At 44.0% G+C, this 18393-nt stretch carries 14 protein-coding genes and 1 pseudogene; 3 read left to right on the top strand and 12 right to left on the bottom strand.

What is annotated here, in order from left to right:
• Window positions 1-516 precede the first annotated feature (516 nt).
• Window positions 517-1335: a hypothetical protein gene (locus AC58PV_RS16435; RefSeq protein ID WP_497433293.1), complete on the bottom strand. Its 819-nt coding sequence runs from the start codon at window positions 1333-1335 to the stop codon at window positions 517-519.
• 240 nt (window positions 1336-1575) lie between these two features.
• Here AC58PV_RS16435 and AC58PV_RS16430 point away from each other — a divergent pair, with 240 nt between their 5' ends.
• The gene (locus AC58PV_RS16430) at window positions 1576-1968 is read left to right on the top strand and encodes a DoxX family protein (protein ID WP_497433292.1); all 393 of its coding nucleotides are present in this window, start codon (window positions 1576-1578) and stop codon (window positions 1966-1968) included.
• A gap of 488 nt (window positions 1969-2456) precedes the next feature.
• Here AC58PV_RS16430 and AC58PV_RS16425 read toward each other — a convergent pair whose 3' ends face one another.
• Together AC58PV_RS16425 and AC58PV_RS16420 are read right to left on the bottom strand one after the other, a co-directional pair.
• Window positions 2457-3971, bottom strand: a complete 1515-nt coding sequence (locus AC58PV_RS16425) for a sensor histidine kinase (protein ID WP_497433291.1) — start codon at window positions 3969-3971, stop codon at window positions 2457-2459.
• On the bottom strand, window positions 3968-4651 hold the full coding sequence (locus AC58PV_RS16420) for a response regulator transcription factor (protein ID WP_056610663.1): 684 nt from the start codon (window positions 4649-4651) through the stop codon (window positions 3968-3970). The genes AC58PV_RS16425 and AC58PV_RS16420 overlap by 4 nt, the downstream gene beginning before the upstream one ends.
• A gap of 212 nt (window positions 4652-4863) precedes the next feature.
• Here AC58PV_RS16420 and AC58PV_RS16415 point away from each other — a divergent pair, with 212 nt between their 5' ends.
• On the top strand, window positions 4864-5793 hold the full coding sequence (locus AC58PV_RS16415) for an FAD:protein FMN transferase (RefSeq protein ID WP_497433290.1): 930 nt from the start codon (window positions 4864-4866) through the stop codon (window positions 5791-5793).
• A 394-nt stretch (window positions 5794-6187) separates the two neighbouring features.
• Window positions 6188-6289 (top strand): annotated as a pseudogene (locus tag AC58PV_RS16410) (SLC13 family permease); the annotation flags it as partial.
• Window positions 6290-6402: 113 nt separating this feature from the next.
• Here the strand turns inward: AC58PV_RS16410 and AC58PV_RS16405 are convergent.
• From AC58PV_RS16405 to AC58PV_RS16365, 9 genes are all read right to left on the bottom strand, one after another.
• Window positions 6403-7569, bottom strand: coding sequence for a Ger(x)C family spore germination protein (locus tag AC58PV_RS16405; RefSeq protein ID WP_497433289.1), 1167 nt, complete (start codon window positions 7567-7569; stop codon window positions 6403-6405).
• A gap of 5 nt (window positions 7570-7574) precedes the next feature.
• Window positions 7575-9053, bottom strand: coding sequence for a spore germination protein (locus tag AC58PV_RS16400; protein WP_497433288.1), 1479 nt, complete (start codon window positions 9051-9053; stop codon window positions 7575-7577).
• Window positions 9037-10131, bottom strand: coding sequence for a GerAB/ArcD/ProY family transporter (locus tag AC58PV_RS16395; RefSeq protein WP_497433287.1), 1095 nt, complete (start codon window positions 10129-10131; stop codon window positions 9037-9039). Before AC58PV_RS16395 ends, AC58PV_RS16400 begins: the two co-directional genes overlap by 17 nt.
• Window positions 10132-10476: 345 nt before the next feature.
• Complete coding sequence (locus AC58PV_RS16390; protein ID WP_497433286.1) at window positions 10477-12075, bottom strand: response regulator transcription factor; 1599 nt, start codon at window positions 12073-12075, stop codon at window positions 10477-10479.
• Window positions 12076-12082: 7 nt separating this feature from the next.
• The gene (locus AC58PV_RS16385) at window positions 12083-13774 is read right to left on the bottom strand and encodes a sensor histidine kinase (RefSeq protein ID WP_497433285.1); all 1692 of its coding nucleotides are present in this window, start codon (window positions 13772-13774) and stop codon (window positions 12083-12085) included.
• 144 nt (window positions 13775-13918) lie between these two features.
• Window positions 13919-15271, bottom strand: a complete 1353-nt coding sequence (locus AC58PV_RS16380; RefSeq protein ID WP_497433284.1) for an ABC transporter substrate-binding protein — start codon at window positions 15269-15271, stop codon at window positions 13919-13921.
• A gap of 112 nt (window positions 15272-15383) precedes the next feature.
• Window positions 15384-16214 carry a carbohydrate ABC transporter permease gene (locus tag AC58PV_RS16375; RefSeq protein WP_497433283.1) on the bottom strand — a complete coding sequence of 277 codons (831 nt, stop codon included), beginning with the start codon at window positions 16212-16214 and terminating at the stop codon, window positions 15384-15386.
• Window positions 16215-16229: 15 nt separating this feature from the next.
• The gene (locus AC58PV_RS16370; RefSeq protein ID WP_497433282.1) at window positions 16230-17174 is read right to left on the bottom strand and encodes a carbohydrate ABC transporter permease; all 945 of its coding nucleotides are present in this window, start codon (window positions 17172-17174) and stop codon (window positions 16230-16232) included.
• 175 nt (window positions 17175-17349) lie between these two features.
• On the bottom strand, window positions 17350-18381 hold the full coding sequence (locus AC58PV_RS16365; protein WP_497433281.1) for a glycoside hydrolase family protein: 1032 nt from the start codon (window positions 18379-18381) through the stop codon (window positions 17350-17352).
• Window positions 18382-18393 lie beyond the last annotated feature (12 nt).

Raw genomic sequence — 18393 nt, 5'->3', positions numbered from 1 at the left:
TGAAACCTGTCTGAGTGTAAGCTGAAAGTAAGTTGAACGAGGGCTGAGTGTTTGCTGAAAATGGAGAGGAGTGACGGGGGGCACCTCCAGCCCCAAAGGCCACTTCCGGTCCGCTTCCGCACCACCGAAGACCGCCTACCGTCCAGTTCCTGCACGCCTCCGCACCCCAAAGGCCACCTACCGTCCGCATCCGCACAAATAACTGGAAAAACTCCATCTAATCTTCTGGTTTTCCTTCAAATTTAGCTTTTAAATGGAAAAACTCCATCTATTTCTGCGCTTTCTAACGTTTTCTGCTCGATAGTTCGAAATTAGCTGTACTTTTTACAGTTAATCGAATTAAAACCAGAATTCATGCGAGAATAACTGTATATTTCCATTTATTTTAATTTAGCTACTTTAAATTCCCCCTATCTAGCTACATTACTGCGAATCTGCCACCTCCAACCTGCCACACCAAGCACAAAAAGCCGCTCACATAGTGAGCAGCTTCCTATAACATCCTATAGCATCCCCTTAGTTAGTTGCAGTCGGGGCTGGTGTTGCTGATTGTGCGGACGCCTTGCGATCTGGTCGGCCTTGACCGCCTTCAGGGCGCTGATGTGCCGTACCTTTTTCCTCAACAGCTTTCTTAATCGAATCCGTCATACCGTCTTTGATTTTGCTGATCAAATCATCTTCGCTAATCCCTTTCGCTGTTGCGATATCTACAAGGGATTTGCCTGATTCTAACTCAGTTCTCAACTCATCTTGTGTAAGACCTAGAATGGTCGTGATAACTTCTGGGTTACCGAAGTATCCGCCGCCAAAGCCTCCTGGACCACCTTTACCTCCAGGACCGCCTGGGAAACCACCCTTGAAGCCCGTGCTGTCAATTTGTTTCGTTAACTGGTCGCTCAAACCTTTAATCCGCTCATCTGCCTTCTCTTGCGTTAGCTTACCCGCAGTTACTTCTGCTGTAATCTTAGTGGTCTCAGCTGCGATGAGCTTGGACAAGTAATCTTCTTTGGTTAGACCTTTTTCGACGGCGAAAGCTGCTAATGTTTTATCAGCCTTAAGTGCTTCCTGCACGGCACTTTCTTCAACGCCTAGAATCGTTGCCGTTTCTTCGATCACGTTGCCGCCACGGAAACCACCGCGATCTCCCATTTGTCCACGGCCTTTATCGTTGAAACCTTTGCCACCCTGTCCTGCCTTTGGTGCCGCTGTGCTTGTGGAATTGCCTACTACTGTATCTGCGAACGCTTCATTATGTAAGGCTCCTACTAAGCCAACTCCGATGACAAAAGATGCTACTAGTGATCCTGCGAGAATTTTTCTGCTAATTTTTTTCATAATGTATTCCACCTCATCTTTGGATTTGTGTGTTTCCCTTACAAAACCAAGTATATCCCCCTTACCTGAAACCCATCTGAGCGTAAACTGAAGGTTGGTTGAGAGCTATCTGAGAATTGGCTGAAAATGCCAAGGGAATTTTCGATTTAAATTTTTGCGTACTGGTGTTCGCTTTTTGAACACTTTATGGTAGAATAAGGATTATATGACCACATATCTGAAAGAGGGGGACTCTGTCTGATGTCTTATCGTAAAGAGCGTAACAAGTTAATCGCTTACTGGGTGACCACAATCCTCGGGCCTGCAAGTTTCGTCATCGGCGGATTCTTCTTCATCACCCATGGTGAGCAGCAAATTGCTACGTTGACTGGGCTCGGATATCCCGAGTATATCCTAACCATCCTTGGCTTCTGGAAGCTGATGGCTGTCATCGCCATTCTAATCCCGCGTTTCCCGCGACTGAAGGAGTGGGCATACGCAGGCTTTTTCTTCGAGCTCTCGGGAGCTGCCGCTTCGCACCTTTTGAATGGCGACAGCTTCGCGCTTGCTGCCCAACCGCTGCTATTCCTAGCGCTCGTCATGGCTTCATGGGCACTTCGCCCCAAAAGCCGTAAGCTCGTCTCGCAGCTGTAGATGTGAAAGAGGCCGACCATTCAGGGTTAGCCTTTTGGTTTATGTATATGGGACAAGCTGTAGTGTCACATAGAGGTGCAGTGTAGCTGGTTATGGGATTGAGGCGATAACGTTGCGTGTTTAGCTGCTATGTTGGTGGGGGTACGAGAGGTTCAGCAATAACCTATAGTAAGCATCCGTAACTATCCGCGCGGGATGAATCCCCCGCTAACCATTAACTGTATAACGTACAGTTATTTCCCGCACAATTTCCCGATATCAATGTTTACCTGTATTTCCTCCATCTATTTCTGGCGATTCCCGTGAAAGGGGTCATATCAGTTGAAATTAGCTACAGGAAATCCATCTATTTGCTCAAAATCGCGAATTTCATCCAATTTACCTGTATAAAATCCATCTATTTCCGCCGCCGAAGGTGTATTCCCAGCCTGCTGCGCCCCAACGGCAAAAGAGGCCAACGCCTCAGCGTTAGCCTCTTCTTCTCTTACCTATCGCGGCAGCCGCACGATAAATGCGCTTCCCTCGCCAACGCTGCTCTCCACATGGATGGTTCCGCCATGCAGTTCCACGATGGAGCGCGTAATCGACAGGCCTAAACCCGCTCCGCCGCTGCGTCTTGCCCGCGAGGAATCGATGCGGTAAAACCGATCAAACAAATGCGCGATATGCTCTGGCGCAATCCCTGGACCATTATCGCGTATAGCAATCTCAACGCCGGTATCCGTTTTCGTAAGCGAGACTCGCACCTCACCTGTCTCAGGATGTGTATGCTGGACCGCATTATGGAACAAATTGAGAATGACTTGCTTGATTTTGTCCGGGTCACACTGACACTGTGCCTCCGGCTCCAAGAGGAAGGTGACCTCCCTCTCGCCTGCAAGCAGACGCAGCTGGTGCTCCATTTCATGAAGCACATCGTCCATGTCCACCTCCGTCTTCTGGAAAGACGGCGTTCGATCCAACCGGGCCAGCAGCAGCAAGTCCTCCACTAATTTGTTAATGCGGACGGATTCGCCGTGCATGCTTTTTAGCGCTTTCAACAGCGGTTCGGGCTGTTGATACGCTCCTCGCAGCAATACCTCCAGGAAGCCATGAATGGAGGTTAGAGGCGTGCGAAGCTCATGCGAAGCATCTGCAGCAAAACGACGCATCTGCTCCTTCGCTTCCTTTTCCGCCTCAAATGAAAATTCCAACCGCTCTAGCATACTATTGAAGGAAGTCGCCAAGCGATCCATCTCCGCCTGCCCTTGATGGTCAGGGAACCGTTCGTTCAAGTTGCCCGAGTCAATGCTTTTTACCGTATCGACCAAATTAGACAGAGGCACAAGTGTCCGCCGCAGCACAGGCAGGAAGCCTAGCAAACCAATAATCATCGCAAGCAAAGATAATAATAAGAAATTCAACAGCTGCCTTAGAAGAACATCCTTAATCGGTGCCGTGTTCGTGCTTGCTTGAATAAGCGCTTGAAAGCCGCGGGGACGATCCGGTTCCCCTCCCCCGATTTGATGAAACACAACTAATTGCTCATTGCCTTTGCTGTCTTTCATAATCAGGTGATCCTGTTTCTTCGTGCGTTTTTGCAGGATTCTCACATATTCTTCCTTGTCCAGTTCCAACGTCGACTGTTCATCCTGGGAAGAAACGAGTTTGTAGGCCCCTTTATCATCAATGAGGGCAATGGTTAAATCCGGAACGAAAATACGCGGACCTTCACCGAAATTATCCTGCCGATTGTTGCGCATGAAATCCTGCCTAGGCAAGAATGGGCTCGTACTCTTATCTCCCCCCAGCTCAGCCCGAAGCCACACGTTTGGCGGCAGCGCTGCAAGCTGGTTGCGGATCGTCTCTGCTTTATTTTGAAACATAAACTGCTGCATGAACACATATTGAAACACGCCGATTAACAGCAAGAGTGCTGACATGACCAATAAAGTGCGAGATAAAATTTGAAACTTTAAGGATCTCGTCTCGAAAACAGCCGCGAACCAAGCGCGCGTCTTCATGTCAAATCCATCCGATACCCCGCGCCGCGAATGGTGCGAATCAACTTGTGCTCCTTGTCTCCTAACTTGTCACGCAGGGAGCGTATGTATACTTCCACAATATTTTCCTCACCACCAAAATCATAGCCCCACACTTTATCCAGAATCATCGTCTTACTGAGCACGAGACCGTGATTGATGGCCATAAATTTCAGCAATTCGTATTCCGTTGGCGACAGCTCTAGAATCCGATCGTGCATGCTGATCTCTTTGCGACGATCGTCCATGCGAAGCGGCCCAATAACGACCTCACCGAACAAGTTGGGAAAATGGTTTCGAATCCGCGCATAAATCCGCGCTAGCAGCTCCTCAAAGCTAAACGGTTTGATCATGTAATCGTCAGCTCCGAGCGTTAACCCCTTCACCCGATCATCGATTTCATCTTTGGCAGTTAGCATAATAACCGCGACATTGTCCGTCTTTTTAATCATGCGACACACTTCGAAACCATCCATGCCTGGCATCATGACATCTAGAATCGCAATATGCGGCTGAAATTTATTGCAGGCTGTGATCGCGCTAATGCCATCCTGTGCCGTCATCACTTCAAAACCTTCGTTCGTTAAACCTAGTTCAAGAAATTCTAAGATATGCGGTTCGTCATCGACGAGTAATATTTTGATCCCTTTTAATTGGCGCATGTGCAATCGTCTCCCCCGAGAAATTCATTCGTACACGACTTCTACAATTAGTATCCCATATCCTGCCTAAAAGCAATCTGAGCAGCGGCTGAAAGCTAGCTGAAAGTTAGTATCTTCAGCTATTTTTCAGCTAATGGTCAATTCCACCTCAGCTATCCCTCATATACTGATCTCATACAAAGTATGGATTCGACAGAAAAGAGGAATTCCTGATGACAATGCCAACAAACACGTTCCTCCCTTTTCACTTTCAGACGATGGATTCGACGATTGAACTTCTACTTCCGCAAGGTGAGCAACAACAACAGCTGCGTATTCATGAGATCGGCAACGAATGGTTCGGGCGTGAAGAGAAGCGATTCAGCCACAGACACCCTGACAGTGAAATCAACCTTTTAAATACATTAGCTGGCGAAAGCTGCCTTGTGTCCAACGCTATGCTAGAAGTGCTCTTCCTTGCTGAAATGTATCAAGCCCTCACGGATGGTAACTATACGCCTCTTCTATATAAAGGAGAAACAACGCAGACACACATGTCTTCTCCTGCAACCCATTGTTGGAGAGTTAATCCGACAACCAAATCCGTTATGCTCCCAGAGCATACCTGTATTCATTTGCAAGGACTCGACAAAAGCTGGTCACTGAAACGGTTAACGGACTATTTGAAGAAAACCTTATCGATTTCGCGGGGACGTCTGCTGTCTCAGGGCGATGTAACTGTATGGGGACCCGCTAGCGCCGAGCAGGAGCCGTGGATGATTGGGATCCAAAATCCGTGGAACGGGGACACCAAGTTAGGAGCAATTGCCATGCTAGAAGGAGCGCTATCTACCTACAGCCCCTTCGAAGATTACAAAGATGGGGACTCCAGCAGCGATGTACTGCAGTGTACCGTTGCTGGTCAGGATCTCGTAGCCTGCCATGTATGGGCACGCTTGTTAGGCTCACTTGGCCTAGAGGCCGGCCTGTCCCTTCTCGCCAAACGCAGTGACACTTGCGAAGCCATCGTACTTACCAAACAGAAGGAGCTTCACTACTACGGACGTGAAACTTCCCTCCGACATCGTTGGTTAGATCTCCATGTGGATCATTATCATTTTAGGGATGAACAAGGCAGGGAGGATGTTGATAGTTTTAACTAAAAATTTATATCGAGGCTCGTTTGTGGATGAAATCAGCAAAAATACGCATTATCCACAAGACTTTCGCACTTATACACAGATCATTGGCCGGTTATCCACGAAAACAGTCGTTTTATCAACAGGTTATCCACGTCTTGTGTGTATCTTTTGAATCTGTTGCTCTTTACATGCTATGATTTAGAAATACGAGCGCTATTGACATTATTTAATAAGCATTATAGATTTAAGCCACTGTATCATACACTTATTTTTTGATCATATCATGAAATAACAAAATACTGTTGCGTTATGGAGGAGCCTGTCGCCAAGGCTCCCTTTGTTCTTTTTTGGACAGAGGGGCCTTGGTCGGGCTCTTTTTTTATGCAAAGAACAAGGCTCCCCAGTCCCACCCAGTCCCCTACCCTTTTTAATTACTCAAATTCTTGCTTCTAATATTGGAGGTACGGCAACGTTGATTGGTGATCCCCCTAACATCATGATCGGAAGTGCTGTTAAGGAACGTTTATGAAATATGGTTTTCCACTTATGCTGATCTCTGTAGCTCTTTCTAGTATTTATATTTATGCACGATATTTGATGTAAAAGGAGGAATGGAAATACCGACTTTCATTACTCACTTCTATGTATAGTCGAATTCTTTCCATTACTCGTATGCTGTATATTTAAGTGGATATGGATATCTCGGATCTCATTTTCATTTAACAACGTCTCCTCCACCTGGGAGATGGCCTTCCACTCTTGATAATGGTAACGGAATAAATCGTGTTCAAGATTATAGATATCCGTCTTCCTTTTCAGACCTTCCATGAATGACTTCCGAATTTCTTTTTCGATGCTATCTGTCGACTTCTGGGTTAATTGTTGAAACCCCAGTAACTTATTGTTGGTTCTGCTGACAATATATCCTGACGCTTTCATTTCCATATCATATTGAAGATGATCATCTATCTTGACCATCTTTAGCTTGGTTTTGGGATTCTCGACAACCATTTGAACCGATGGCTCCGTCTTACTCGGGACTGCAACACCCGCTCGTACAGAACCCGGCTGTATCCAGCGAAGTCCGGTCAATTCTTCTAACGGAATATAACTTTTGTAAACTTCATTTTTCAGAAATATTGCCCCATCGATCATCAGTTTAGGTTCTTTATTCTTTTTTTCCACCCAGTTTTTCTTGTTTACGGCTAGGGTCGGAATACATGAGGTAAAACCATTCTCATTCATCTGACCGATTAATCTATGAAGCTTGATAGGTTTAATATAAGAAGTTTGGGAGTAATTCCCTGTCGGTTCATGAAGAATGGTACTAAGTGGAGATTGTCCAAAAAAACCACCTGTGCTGAGAATATCCTTTACTGATTCTCTCGTCCCATACACCCACGGGGTCAATCGAAATTCATAGTATCGGACAAAACTATCGTAGATATTACGAATACCTTGCTTGAATGCCGCTTCGCTAATTAAAATAGCAGTCACATGACCCCAATAAATTCTTTCCTGCGCCGTTCGATAAAGATCAAAAAGAGATTCTTCAAATGAATCTCCTACGCCCTCACCTACCCAAATTTTTGCAGCTGACCTCTGTGTATCTGTTGTTTTGGCAACGGTCTGAAAATCATTGAATTGGATATAGCCATGATATTTCCCATCCTTATAATCCACACCTATGGTAGATGCATAATTTAACTTATCGATATCCTTGACATCAGTGGCGCAGCCCGTCTCCACCAATAATCCAAGCATCACAACTAACTTACATAGCCGTTTATGCCTCAACGCTTTCACCTTTTCCGTTTATTTAGCATATCTGAAGAAACTCGTGATCTCCTGAACGGATCAACGATAAACCCAGCTAGCCAGTCCTTCAGTCGTAATGAAGATATCGGTTCGAGATAAGACAATCCAAATGACTCAAGTCGGCAGAGATAGATCAAAAGTAAGAACATGCTCAGAATAAAGCCGTAAATACCAAGGTAAGAAGATATTAAAAAAATAAATACCCTGACCACACTTACTGTGCCGGCCAAAGATTGATTCACCAGACTAAACGCTGCCACTGTGGAAAGTGCTATGACTACAAGCAATGTCGGAGATGCAAGGCCAGCCCTAATGAGGGAATCTCCGATGATTAGTCCTCCTACAATGCCGATCGTTTGTCCAACAGCCTTAGGCAGTCGAACGCCTGCTTCCCGAAGCAATTCAAACTGAAACATCAGAAGCAATGCTTCAAGAAACGAAGGCAGCGGAACCCCCTCACGGGAGAGAACTACCGTTGATAGGAGCGCAAATGGTATCTGGTCTAAATTCACGCTCGCTATTGAGATCCAAAAGCCTGGCAAAAAAATACTAAGCATCAGCCCGAATATCCTGAGTACGCGTTGAAACATCACGTAATGATAAGGAAAATGAACATCTTCAGGTGTCTTTAACAATTCAAGGAAGTTAGCTGGTCCGATGAGTACCATAGGTGACCCATCAACCACTATTGCGAATCTTCCTCTTAGCAGCGTTTCAACAACGAAATCTGGCCGACCGATATAATCAATCAAGGGAAACAATGAAAAGGTTCGGTCGGATAGCCATTGTTCCAACTGTCCACTGCTAACAATGCTTTCTGTTTGAAAGGTTTCCAATCGTTTACGCACTTCTGCAATCACCGCAGGGTTCGCTTTATGATTCAGATATAGCAGAGATACCTGAGTTTTGCTTAAACTTCCAATGACGAACTTTTCACAAAATAACAATGCAGTTTGCAATCGTTTCCGTATAAGAGATATATTCGTGAATACGTCTTCTGTGAAAGCATCTTTGGCACCCTTGATTGAGATTTCTGTATTGGATTCCTGTATGGCGCGTTGGGGAACTTTCGAAATATCTACCACCCAAAAGTAAGTATCACTTTCCCGATACAGAATCAAACAGCCACTAAACAAATTTACAACCATGTCTTTGAACGACCAATTCAAATCATATAGAGGCATTTCTTCCGAATACTTCGTACCCTTCTCTATATGAATCGATAACTGGTTTATATACTGACATGCCCTAGTGAAATACGCATTCAATTCGGTCTTATCAATCATGCCTTCGCAGAAGAAAGCAGTCAATCGATGGGATACTTCTAATTGTGGAATTTCTGGAAAGATGATGTCCGAATACGGTGTGAATACTTCTTGCAATTGTCCTATCAACAAACTTCCATTCTTTAAACAGGCGTCCTGCTCTGCGAATAACATCAATTCTTCAGGTGATGGATTCATTGCCTTTTTCCTTTCGTTGCGGAACATAAGTTAGCGTAAAGAGAACCGCTGTTATAGCAACTCCGAACCAGAGCGAATAGGTGTAAAAATAATTATGGATGATCTCTTGCATTCTGATGTCACTGACCTTGAATAGCGAAGGAAGCGACAAGATGGCAGCACTGAGCAATATAACGACTTGTCGATACTTGCGAGATTGGACAACGGCCAGTTCAGATAGGAGATGGATAATCAGTGCTGTTCTTACAATACTGCCTGCCATCAGCTGAAATGCGGCTAAAACATCCACATGAGAGATTTGTCTGCCAATCATCACCAGTCTCCATTGTTCAAAAGCAGGAAAACGTAAGTTTGCAGCTTGGTAAGGACCAAAGGCGGCAATGGATCCTAATGTAGGTCCCATAATAAGCCCTATCAATAACGTCAATACTACGAAAATGACGCCATAATTCAGCGGTTTACTCAGTTTATGCTGGATTAAAAGCAAAACCATTAAATCAATGCTTCCACCAAAAACGACTATACCTCCAGATAGTTGAGAGTCTATACCCTCCTTTAGGAGGGGGTGTAGCATGCCATAATCTTTACTGCTCTTGGTCATCAGAGATACTCCGATTCCTAACATCCATACAATAGGCAGTAACATGGTTGACATATAAACAATTGTTTTGAGGCCTGCTTTCCCTGCCATGTAAGCCAAAAAAATAAAACTTAAAATGACAATGAAATTAGGCGTTCTAGGAAGAAAGTATATGCTGACGTTCTTTGTCGTATCATATACGATCATAATTCCGGCCGCTATTAAATAAAGAGCAATACAGCCACTTATGATCGACAGTCCCCACTTACCTACCCTGCCTTTCAGCCAAAGATAAAACGATAGCCTACCTATTGATTTCAAAATAAGATACAGGATCAAGCTCCAGCCAATCAAAGCTAGGTAAGCGAGCAAAATACTAAACCATGCATCTCGTTTCGCCGCTTGAAGGAGATGAGGAATAACCAGCACATGATTCGATATGCCAAGTGATAAGAGCAACAAAAATACGATCTGCAGTCTAGAGAAGGAAACCTCCACTGCTGTCCCCCCCGGATTAGAAAACATTTTCAGTATTTGGTATGCTTTCCTCATTTCGCTAAATTATTCAACCTATGCGTGTTGCCGTCATCAAGGCCCCCCCTTAACTCGACTATTGCTAATGCAAATGAAAAGAGCAGTATGCTCCAGATCGCATAAAACGATAATTTGGGGCAAAGAATATGGACGTTTCAAGAGTACTTTACAGCTTTTTATGTTAGTAAGGCTACAGAGGAATTCCAACAAAAATTAATGGAAGATCTTCCAAAATATTATTATAACGATATAGTGTTCAACTTATTATTTGAAATGATGCGAGACAGATTGGAGAAATACTAGAATTGATTACTTAAAAATCTTATCTTTATTTTTAAAATCGACCGGACTTATCCCATTATATTTCTTAAATACTTTAGAAAAGTAGGTACGATCGGAATAGCCCAGCTTGGCGGCGATCATTTCGACGGTCATCTCTTTGTTTTTCAACATCTGGTGGGCCAGATTCATCTTATATTTATTTACGTAATCCGTGAAATTAACGCCAGTCATTTTCTTGAAATACCTCGAAAAGTAACTCGGATTCAGGTACAAATGGTTGGCGATCGACACTAAGGAGATCGTTTCCGACAAATGCTCCATGATGTAACGGTCAATCAATTGCAGCTTTTGTTTATCGATTCCCGCTGTTTCTCCGTCGCCGCTATCTGACATCATTCTTTGAATGCGCCCATTAATGCTCTGAATTAATTCTTGCAGTCGTATGGTACCTTCTAAACCTTGATAAAATAAAGTACGGTCTACCTCATACCCTGCTTCATATTCAATTAGCCTTATCCATTGGGAGAGATGAAGCATAATCGATGAAGGCGTTGGCTTCTCGACGGACAGCCGGTTCTCAAGATGATTCATTTCTTGGGCGAAGCCTTCAAAGTCGTGATCGCGGAACTTCTGGAGCAGCGTTTCCTTGAGGATTTCCCCTTTAGGATTATAAGTGTTCATAAGTGTCTGCACTTCCCGGGATGACATCATCTTGGAAGAAGCATTATCATAAAATAAGCTTCTGTTATAGGCTTTCAATTCTTCATACGTCTTGGCCATTCCGGCTAATCCATGAAACTCATAGCTCATGACAAAATAACTGGAAAGCTTCAAATAGTGCTCAACCTTATCCTTCAACTCACCTGCGAACCGGCGAAACTCTTCTTGAGCGTTAACCGCCAAATTCCTCTGATAGTTCATAACCACATATACTTCTAACTCCTCGCTTGCAAAAACCGATAAACCGCTGACACCAGAGGCTATCTCTCTGGCAATATTGTATACCGCATAATAAATGAGCTGCATATCCTGCAAACCGTAACAGCGAGTGAGTGAAGCAAAGTCAATATGGAACATGCCCAGCAAAAAGTAGGGAGCCTTCCAGTCGATACCAAGTCTTCTGCCTGAGTTAAGAACAATTTCAGAATGATCCCCGGATAGGATTTGCTTCCAAAACGATCTCTTTAAAAGATCGCTGTTTCTGTCAACCTCTTCTCGGTAGAGTAAGCTCTCTGTGCTGTTTTGCATGAATCCCATCAGTTTGACAGTTTTCTCTATACTTTGCTTTAACATGTCTGCTGTAAGTTCATCTTTAATTAAGTAATCGTCCGCGTTCACTTGGACCGCTTTTTTAGCATAATGAAAGTCTTCATGACAGGTGAGGAAGATTATTCTCACATCAGGTTTCATTAGCTTTAGCTGGTTGGCAAGCTCGATGCCATCCATTTTGGGCATGCCAATATCCGTAATGACCAATTGAGGTATGGATTCTTGAAATAATTGCAACGCCTTCACACCTGACTGGGCTGTTCCGATAATTTGCATTCCCATTTCTTCCCACGGGATCAATGATCGTAAGAACCTAAACATCGGAGCATCATCATCAACAAGCATTACTTTTATCATTACTGACTCACCTCTCCAGCGTACCTAGTATGTTAAAGGTGAACATCACCGAAGTACCGCCATATTCATTAGAACGAATGTCCATATCAAGATCTTGTCCGAAAGTTAACCTGAACCTCTTATATACGTTAGCCAAGCCGATACGCTGATTCGGAGTTTGAGGCTCTATGGCAGCATTCAGCACTCTTTCTATTAACTCTTTCCTTTCCACTTCCGTCATGCCTTCACCGTTATCTTTCACTTCGATGAGGCACCGAACCCCGTCGCTCTGCGCACTGACCCAGATAGCAGCTTGTTCGGATTCGTTTGCAAATCCATGTACGATAGCATTCTCCACTAACGGCTGCAGGCATAAGCGCGGAACCTCCATAACCTCTAGCGCATCGTCGAGCCCAATATGAAGATCAACTTGCATCTCATTACGCATTTGCATAATTTCGACATAGTCACCCAGCAGCTTGCATTCCTGCTTCAAGTTACACTTTTCATTAACGTGCATGTAAGCCCGCAGTAGGCTCATTAATGCGTCGATTTGCTTGCTATTTACGGAGTCCCCATCCGTTATCAAATTACATTTGATTGAATTCAACGTATTGAGTAGGAAATGGGGGCGAATTTGCGAAAACAATGCGTCTAACTCGATCATTCGCTTCTCTTCCTGCTCTTGCTCCACTTCTTCGATCAGCAGGTTGATTTGATCAAGCATATGATTAAAGGCATTCCCTAACACAGCTACCTCATCTTGACCGCTTACTTGGAACCGAATTTGCCTATTGCCGTTGCCGAATCGTTCGGCTGTTTTGCGAAGCTTATTCAGCGGTGTATGAAGTGTTCTAGCAATAAAGATTGAGATGATTAGAAAAGCTAGTATACACAGAGATAGAATCAAAGTATAAATACCGAACACTTTAGAAATTTCCGCTGTAACTTTTACAGAGGAAATCTGGTATACCAGTTTCCAGTTAGCCCGCTGGATGGTCGTTTGTACCTCCAATTCGTGCCGACTGTCCATCTGTACCTGCTCTTTAGGATATTGTTCAATCAACTCTCCCTCTGAGGTAAACAGTTGGAATTGGCCTGTACCACTTTTGGCAAAGGTCTGTTCGAAATAATCCATTGGGATCCCTACGAACAACGTTCCGATCATTTCTCCGTTATCTGGATCGCGAATAACCTTCACAGCAAAATAAAACGATTCGATTGACTTCGCATAAATCTGCTTCAGACCTTCCCCTTTCAACCAAATGAGCGGACTGGCGCTCGAATTGTCTAATTCCTCCATTTTATTTTGGGATAGCCACCGTCTTAAATACTCGTAGTCCAAGGAATTATTTCCAGCATACGTAACGAAATTGCCTTTGTTCACAAAGAACACTTGTGTGCTGAGCCCTGATGTTTTGGAAAACGCCATATCCAAATATTCCGATATGCGTTTTTGTGCAAAAAGCTCGCTTGAAGCGTTTAATCTCTGAACGTCCTTAAAATCAAATAACTCGTGATAAAAGCTGCTTTCCTTGTTGCTGAATAAATACGAAGCGTAAATAATATCCTCTATATTTTTCGATAAATCAGATGATATAACGTTAACCACACTCTGATTAGAAGTACGAACTTTGTCGATCACAACGCCTTTAATCAAGGAGTACGAGAAAATCGTCACCAACGTAAGTGGAACCAGAATAAAAGTTGCAAATGACATTTGGGTTTTCCTGTGAAATGAGAATCTCATTAGCCAATTCATACACACGTTAACTCCTGTCTCTAACGTTCAATACATCCAATATAGCATACCTTTTTGAAATTTTGAGAACAGAGAAAGGCAGCCTGCAGGCCGCCCTTATCCTTATTTCTTATTTTGTTGAATAATTTTGTTAGCTTCCTCGATCATTTGCTTTTGCGCAGCTTCTGCCGTCAGATTGTCAAGCAAGAACTTGCTCAGTCCGCTTTCTAATACCGGCTTCAACTGGCTGGAATACGCTGTTGAGAAAGACGGGTCATAAATAGTCTTGATGCGCTTGTCAAACAGCGTTGCCGAAAAAGAATCAACATCGATCAGATCCGTTTTGTCACCAACGATTGCTTTAATTACTTTATCTTTATCCGCACTTTTCACGCCTGGCACATCACGAATAACATCCATTTGCTGTGTCATGTATTTAACAAATTCATAAGATTCTTGCTTATTCTTTGAGCTTTTGCCTACACTGACGAAGCTGCCGCCAAGATTGGAAGTACCCACCTCAACATTTTTCGAAGACACCGGCATTGGTGCGAATACCGTTTTGAATGTGTGCGGGAATTTCACCGTATCCTTAATAAGGTTCACAACAAAGTTAGCCGTTGGAATCATAGCAGCCTTCCCACTTAGGAATTCCGAGTCATATCTCAACTTACCACCGATCACGTCTGAATACACCTTAACGGATTGGTCATCCTTTTCCATAGCACGGCGAAGGTTAAAGAAATTTTTGAACGATTCGTCGCCAAATACGGATGTTTGGTCTTTCTTCAAGTAGGGATGTGGTAATTCCATATAGGCCGACATATTCGCATACTCGCCCCAAGTGAAGAAGAATGCGCCATACTGTTTGGAATCTCCGCTGCCTGTTGTCATCTTCTTCGCATACTCTCGGAAATCATCCCATGTCCAACCCCATGTTGGAACTGGCAATTTAGCGGCGTCAAGCGCATCTTTGTTAATTGCTACTAACCACAATTGGTTGCTATTCTCCAATCCGTACACTTTGCCATCTAATTTCGGTGTCATGTAGTAGGTTTGGTCAACGTCGATGCTATCCTTCTTCAAGTATTCGTCAAGCGGCTCCAGTACGCCACGAGCAGCCCTTTCAGAGACAAAGTCTACATTCGAGAAATCTGTGACGTCGATGGGCTCGCCGGAAGCTGCCATAAGGTCGAGTTTCTTATAGAACTCCACAGAGTTTCCGTTGTTCACCAGCTGCACATTCTCAACATGAATATTGGGATTTTTCTTCTCGAAGTTCGTAATAATCTGGTTAATTTGATCAATGGAAGGTCCTGTTGCCCAATTATAGTACTTAATCGTTACTGGACCTTTGGAAGCTGCAGCTGTTGCCGTTGCAGCTGCGCCTGTTGACTGAGATGTGTCTTGTTTGCCGCATGCAGCCAACAAGGAAACAGCAAGACCGGACAATAGTAACACTTTTAATGTTTTCATATTTATTCCCCCTATGATTTCGACGAATTTGACTGTGTTGCTACAGCTATTGTAAATGGTTTAGTTGCCCCATTGTGTGCACTTTCTTGATGACCTTGTGCACTTTGTCGTGCTATCCTTTTACCCCGCCGCCGGCAATGCCATTGATAACTTGTTTCTGCAAGACGATAAAAATGATGACCAACGGAATGATTGCCGAGACCGAAGCCATCATCGTTATTGCGTAGCTCGTTGCATATTCGTCCTTAAAAGCACCCATCCCAAGCGGGATCGTAAATAGCTTCTGATTCATTAAGAAAATTAACGGATTCTGATAATCATTCCATGTCCATAAAAATTTCAAAATACCGACTGTCGCAATAATAGGCTTAGCCATGGGAAGAGCGATCTGCCAGTAGATGCGCAAATATCCAGCACCGTCAATCTGGGCGGCTTCTAAATATTCATGGTGAATGCTTAACATAAACTGTCTCATCAAGAAGGTCAACGCAATTGTAAACGAGCCCATTAGAATCAAAGCTGCATGCGTATCATAGAGCCCCAGCCATCTGATCATAATAAATCGTGGTACAAGCGTCGATTCCGAAGGAATTAAATAGAAGGACAGCAACATAATAAAAATCTGGTTCTTTAACGGAAATCTCAGCTTTGAAAAGGAAAATCCCGCCATGGAAGCGAACAGCAGCGTAAATAATGTCATAATGAGCGAAAGCTTCAAAGAGTTGAAATAGTTCAGGCCAAAGGGAACATGACCGAGCCAAACCGTCTTGAAATTTGCAATGAAGTTCCAATGTTCAGGTATCCATTGAATCGGATACGCCATGACATCCTTTTCAACTTTGGATGCAGCTGACAGCATCCAGATTAGGGGTGACAAGAATAAGAGAGACAGCAGTCCCATACATGCCGTGATGATACTTTTTGATATAACTTTTGTACCCATCGTACGCCCTCCCTTCTAAAATTGTTTTTTCTGAAGCCGCCAAGTAAAGGAAGTTACGATAGCAATAATGAGAAACAACACCCATGACAACGCCGAGGCATAGCCCATTCTGAAGTTTTTAAAACCCTCTTCGTAAATATAATACACAAGAACATTCGTAGAATTATTGGGACCACCCTCGGTCAAGAATGCAATGATATCGAACACCTTGAAAGAAGCAACGATGGAGGTGATGCTTAGAAAGAACGTTGTCGGCCCCAACAAGGGCAGCGTAATCTTCACTAATCTTTGCATCCACGAAGCACCATCAATTTGCGCCGATTCGTATAAATCCTCAGGTATATTGGTTAAGCCGGCCATATAGATGACGATGTTATAACCGATTTGCATCCAGATCGCGACTATAATGATCGCCCAGAGCGCGTAATCGGTACTTCCAAGCCATTTTGGCGGATTCGAGATACCTATCTCCCTTAATAAATGATTAACTGGTCCTCTGGAAGGATGGAACAATGCAGTAAACACCGTCGCAACCGCAACGCCTGTCGCAATGTATGGAATAAAAAATACGACTTTAAAGTACTCCTTCAGATAGACAGCTGAATTAATTAACACAGCTAGGATAAATCCCAACGCCATTCCAATGGGAACCGTTACTAACGTGTAAATCGCATTATTTTTAAGCGAAAAGATTAGCTTGTCATCTTGAAGCAGTGCCCTATAGTTGTCCAATCCGATAAAATGAATCGCGCTTAATCCGCCGACTAGATTCCATTCGGTAAAGCTAAGGTACAGCGAAAAGAACAGCGGAAAAACTCCTAATAATAGTATGCCAAGGAACTCTGGCGCAACGAAAAACAGCCCTACTGCGGCTTCTCTACGACGATTCGTCCAGAACAATCTCTTGTTTCGTACTGGCATTGCATTCTTTACATCTGACTCCCTGATTACACTTTCCATCGTCCCACACCTCTGATTCCTGTACTGTCTGCTTGTAGAGTAATCATAAGCAAAATAACACCCTGCAACGAGGGACTCATTTTACAAGAGTGTGCACTTTCTTTACCTGTTCAAAACTGAGAATTACGTAAAAAAAGCCTCAAAGTCATTCAAGACCTTGGGCTGTTAGAAGTGCTTATTTTAACGGTACAACCATGTTCCATGTATTTTCAGCATTAGTAAATTCGCCAGGACCATCGGCTGTCGCAAAGAACATATGCGTCGGTTTTTGATTCTGAAACAAGATGAACGGCCGTTCCAGGCTCCCCATTCTACGTTCCGTACCATCTTCCCATTTGATCATACGTGTATAGGATTTCTGCCCCCGTAGAGCCTCCCATGTCACGCCATCCTTCGATCTCGCAATTATTCCGCCATGGTATTCACCGCAAATGTTACCGGTCATATCCTTGGCAATCATCTCATAACCGCCAGACACTTGATAAATAAAGGGATCCTCCAAGTTAAACGTATCAATCGGGAAAATCGATTCGTCGGAAAGAGCCGTATACGGCCCCAGGTAGTGATCGGCTCGCGCTACTCCGAAAGACATTTCAAAGCTGTGCAAGAAAGTCGGATAAGGCTGCTTCTTGTAGGTCCTCGATTTATAGACGAGCAGGACAGAACCGTCATCATGTATGCATGGTGCTGGATTAGACGTGAAGAAATTGTCAAACTTACTCGGCCTCGGCTGTAAGATCGGTTGATCCAAACGCGCCCAAGGCCCCTCCAAACGTGTGGAGGTAGCAATACCAATTCGCTTATTGGATCGGGCTACAATTGTTCTGGGATCATTTAAGTCGAGTTGCTCCTCTGACGATACGTCTGGGAACGGATGAGTGGAACCCATATAGAACAAGATGTAGGTATCCCTATTCTTAAGGATTTGTGGGTTATGCGTGCTTCGCCCATCCCAGTATTCAGCCCCTCTAGCAGGCAATACAACTTCAACAAACTGATAGGGCCCTTCTGGCGTATCGGAAACAGCTCGCACAATCTCAGAACCAACTAACCAGCCTGGGTGCATAGGCAGCTCTTTGGACCATCGCGATGCAAACATGTGATAACGATGATCTTCACCCTTTATAACAGAACCACACCATACCCAATAGCCTTCCATGCGAAAGCCGCCGTTGCTAGGTGCAGGCCCCATATTCTCATACAACATCCCTACCTCACA

This window comes from Paenibacillus sp. J22FR83, assembly GCF_059691955.1.
The sequence above is the reverse complement of the archived record's forward strand: the minus strand, read 5'-3'. Positions and strand labels throughout refer to the sequence as shown.

Bases quoted from the DNA above. Each gene is read 5' to 3' on its own strand.
- AC58PV_RS16420 (WP_056610663.1), bottom strand. From the start codon at position 4,651: ATGCGCCAATTAAAAGGGATCAAAATATTACTCGTCGATGACGAACCG.
- AC58PV_RS16390 (WP_497433286.1), bottom strand. From the start codon at position 12,075: ATGATAAAAGTAATGCTTGTTGATGATGATGCTCCGATGTTTAGGTTC.
- AC58PV_RS16435 (WP_497433293.1), bottom strand. From the start codon at position 1,335: ATGAAAAAAATTAGCAGAAAAATTCTCGCAGGATCACTAGTAGCATCT.
- AC58PV_RS16400 (WP_497433288.1), bottom strand. From the start codon at position 9,053: ATGAATCCATCACCTGAAGAATTGATGTTATTCGCAGAGCAGGACGCC.
- AC58PV_RS16370 (WP_497433282.1), bottom strand. From the start codon at position 17,174: ATGGAAAGTGTAATCAGGGAGTCAGATGTAAAGAATGCAATGCCAGTA.
- AC58PV_RS16380 (WP_497433284.1), bottom strand. From the start codon at position 15,271: ATGAAAACATTAAAAGTGTTACTATTGTCCGGTCTTGCTGTTTCCTTG.
- AC58PV_RS16375 (WP_497433283.1), bottom strand. From the start codon at position 16,214: ATGGGTACAAAAGTTATATCAAAAAGTATCATCACGGCATGTATGGGA.
- AC58PV_RS16425 (WP_497433291.1), bottom strand. From the start codon at position 3,971: ATGAAGACGCGCGCTTGGTTCGCGGCTGTTTTCGAGACGAGATCCTTA.
- AC58PV_RS16430 (WP_497433292.1), top strand. From the start codon at position 1,576: ATGTCTTATCGTAAAGAGCGTAACAAGTTAATCGCTTACTGGGTGACC.
- AC58PV_RS16415 (WP_497433290.1), top strand. From the start codon at position 4,864: ATGACAATGCCAACAAACACGTTCCTCCCTTTTCACTTTCAGACGATG.
- AC58PV_RS16365 (WP_497433281.1), bottom strand. From the start codon at position 18,381: ATGTTGTATGAGAATATGGGGCCTGCACCTAGCAACGGCGGCTTTCGC.
- AC58PV_RS16385 (WP_497433285.1), bottom strand. From the start codon at position 13,774: ATGTCATTTGCAACTTTTATTCTGGTTCCACTTACGTTGGTGACGATT.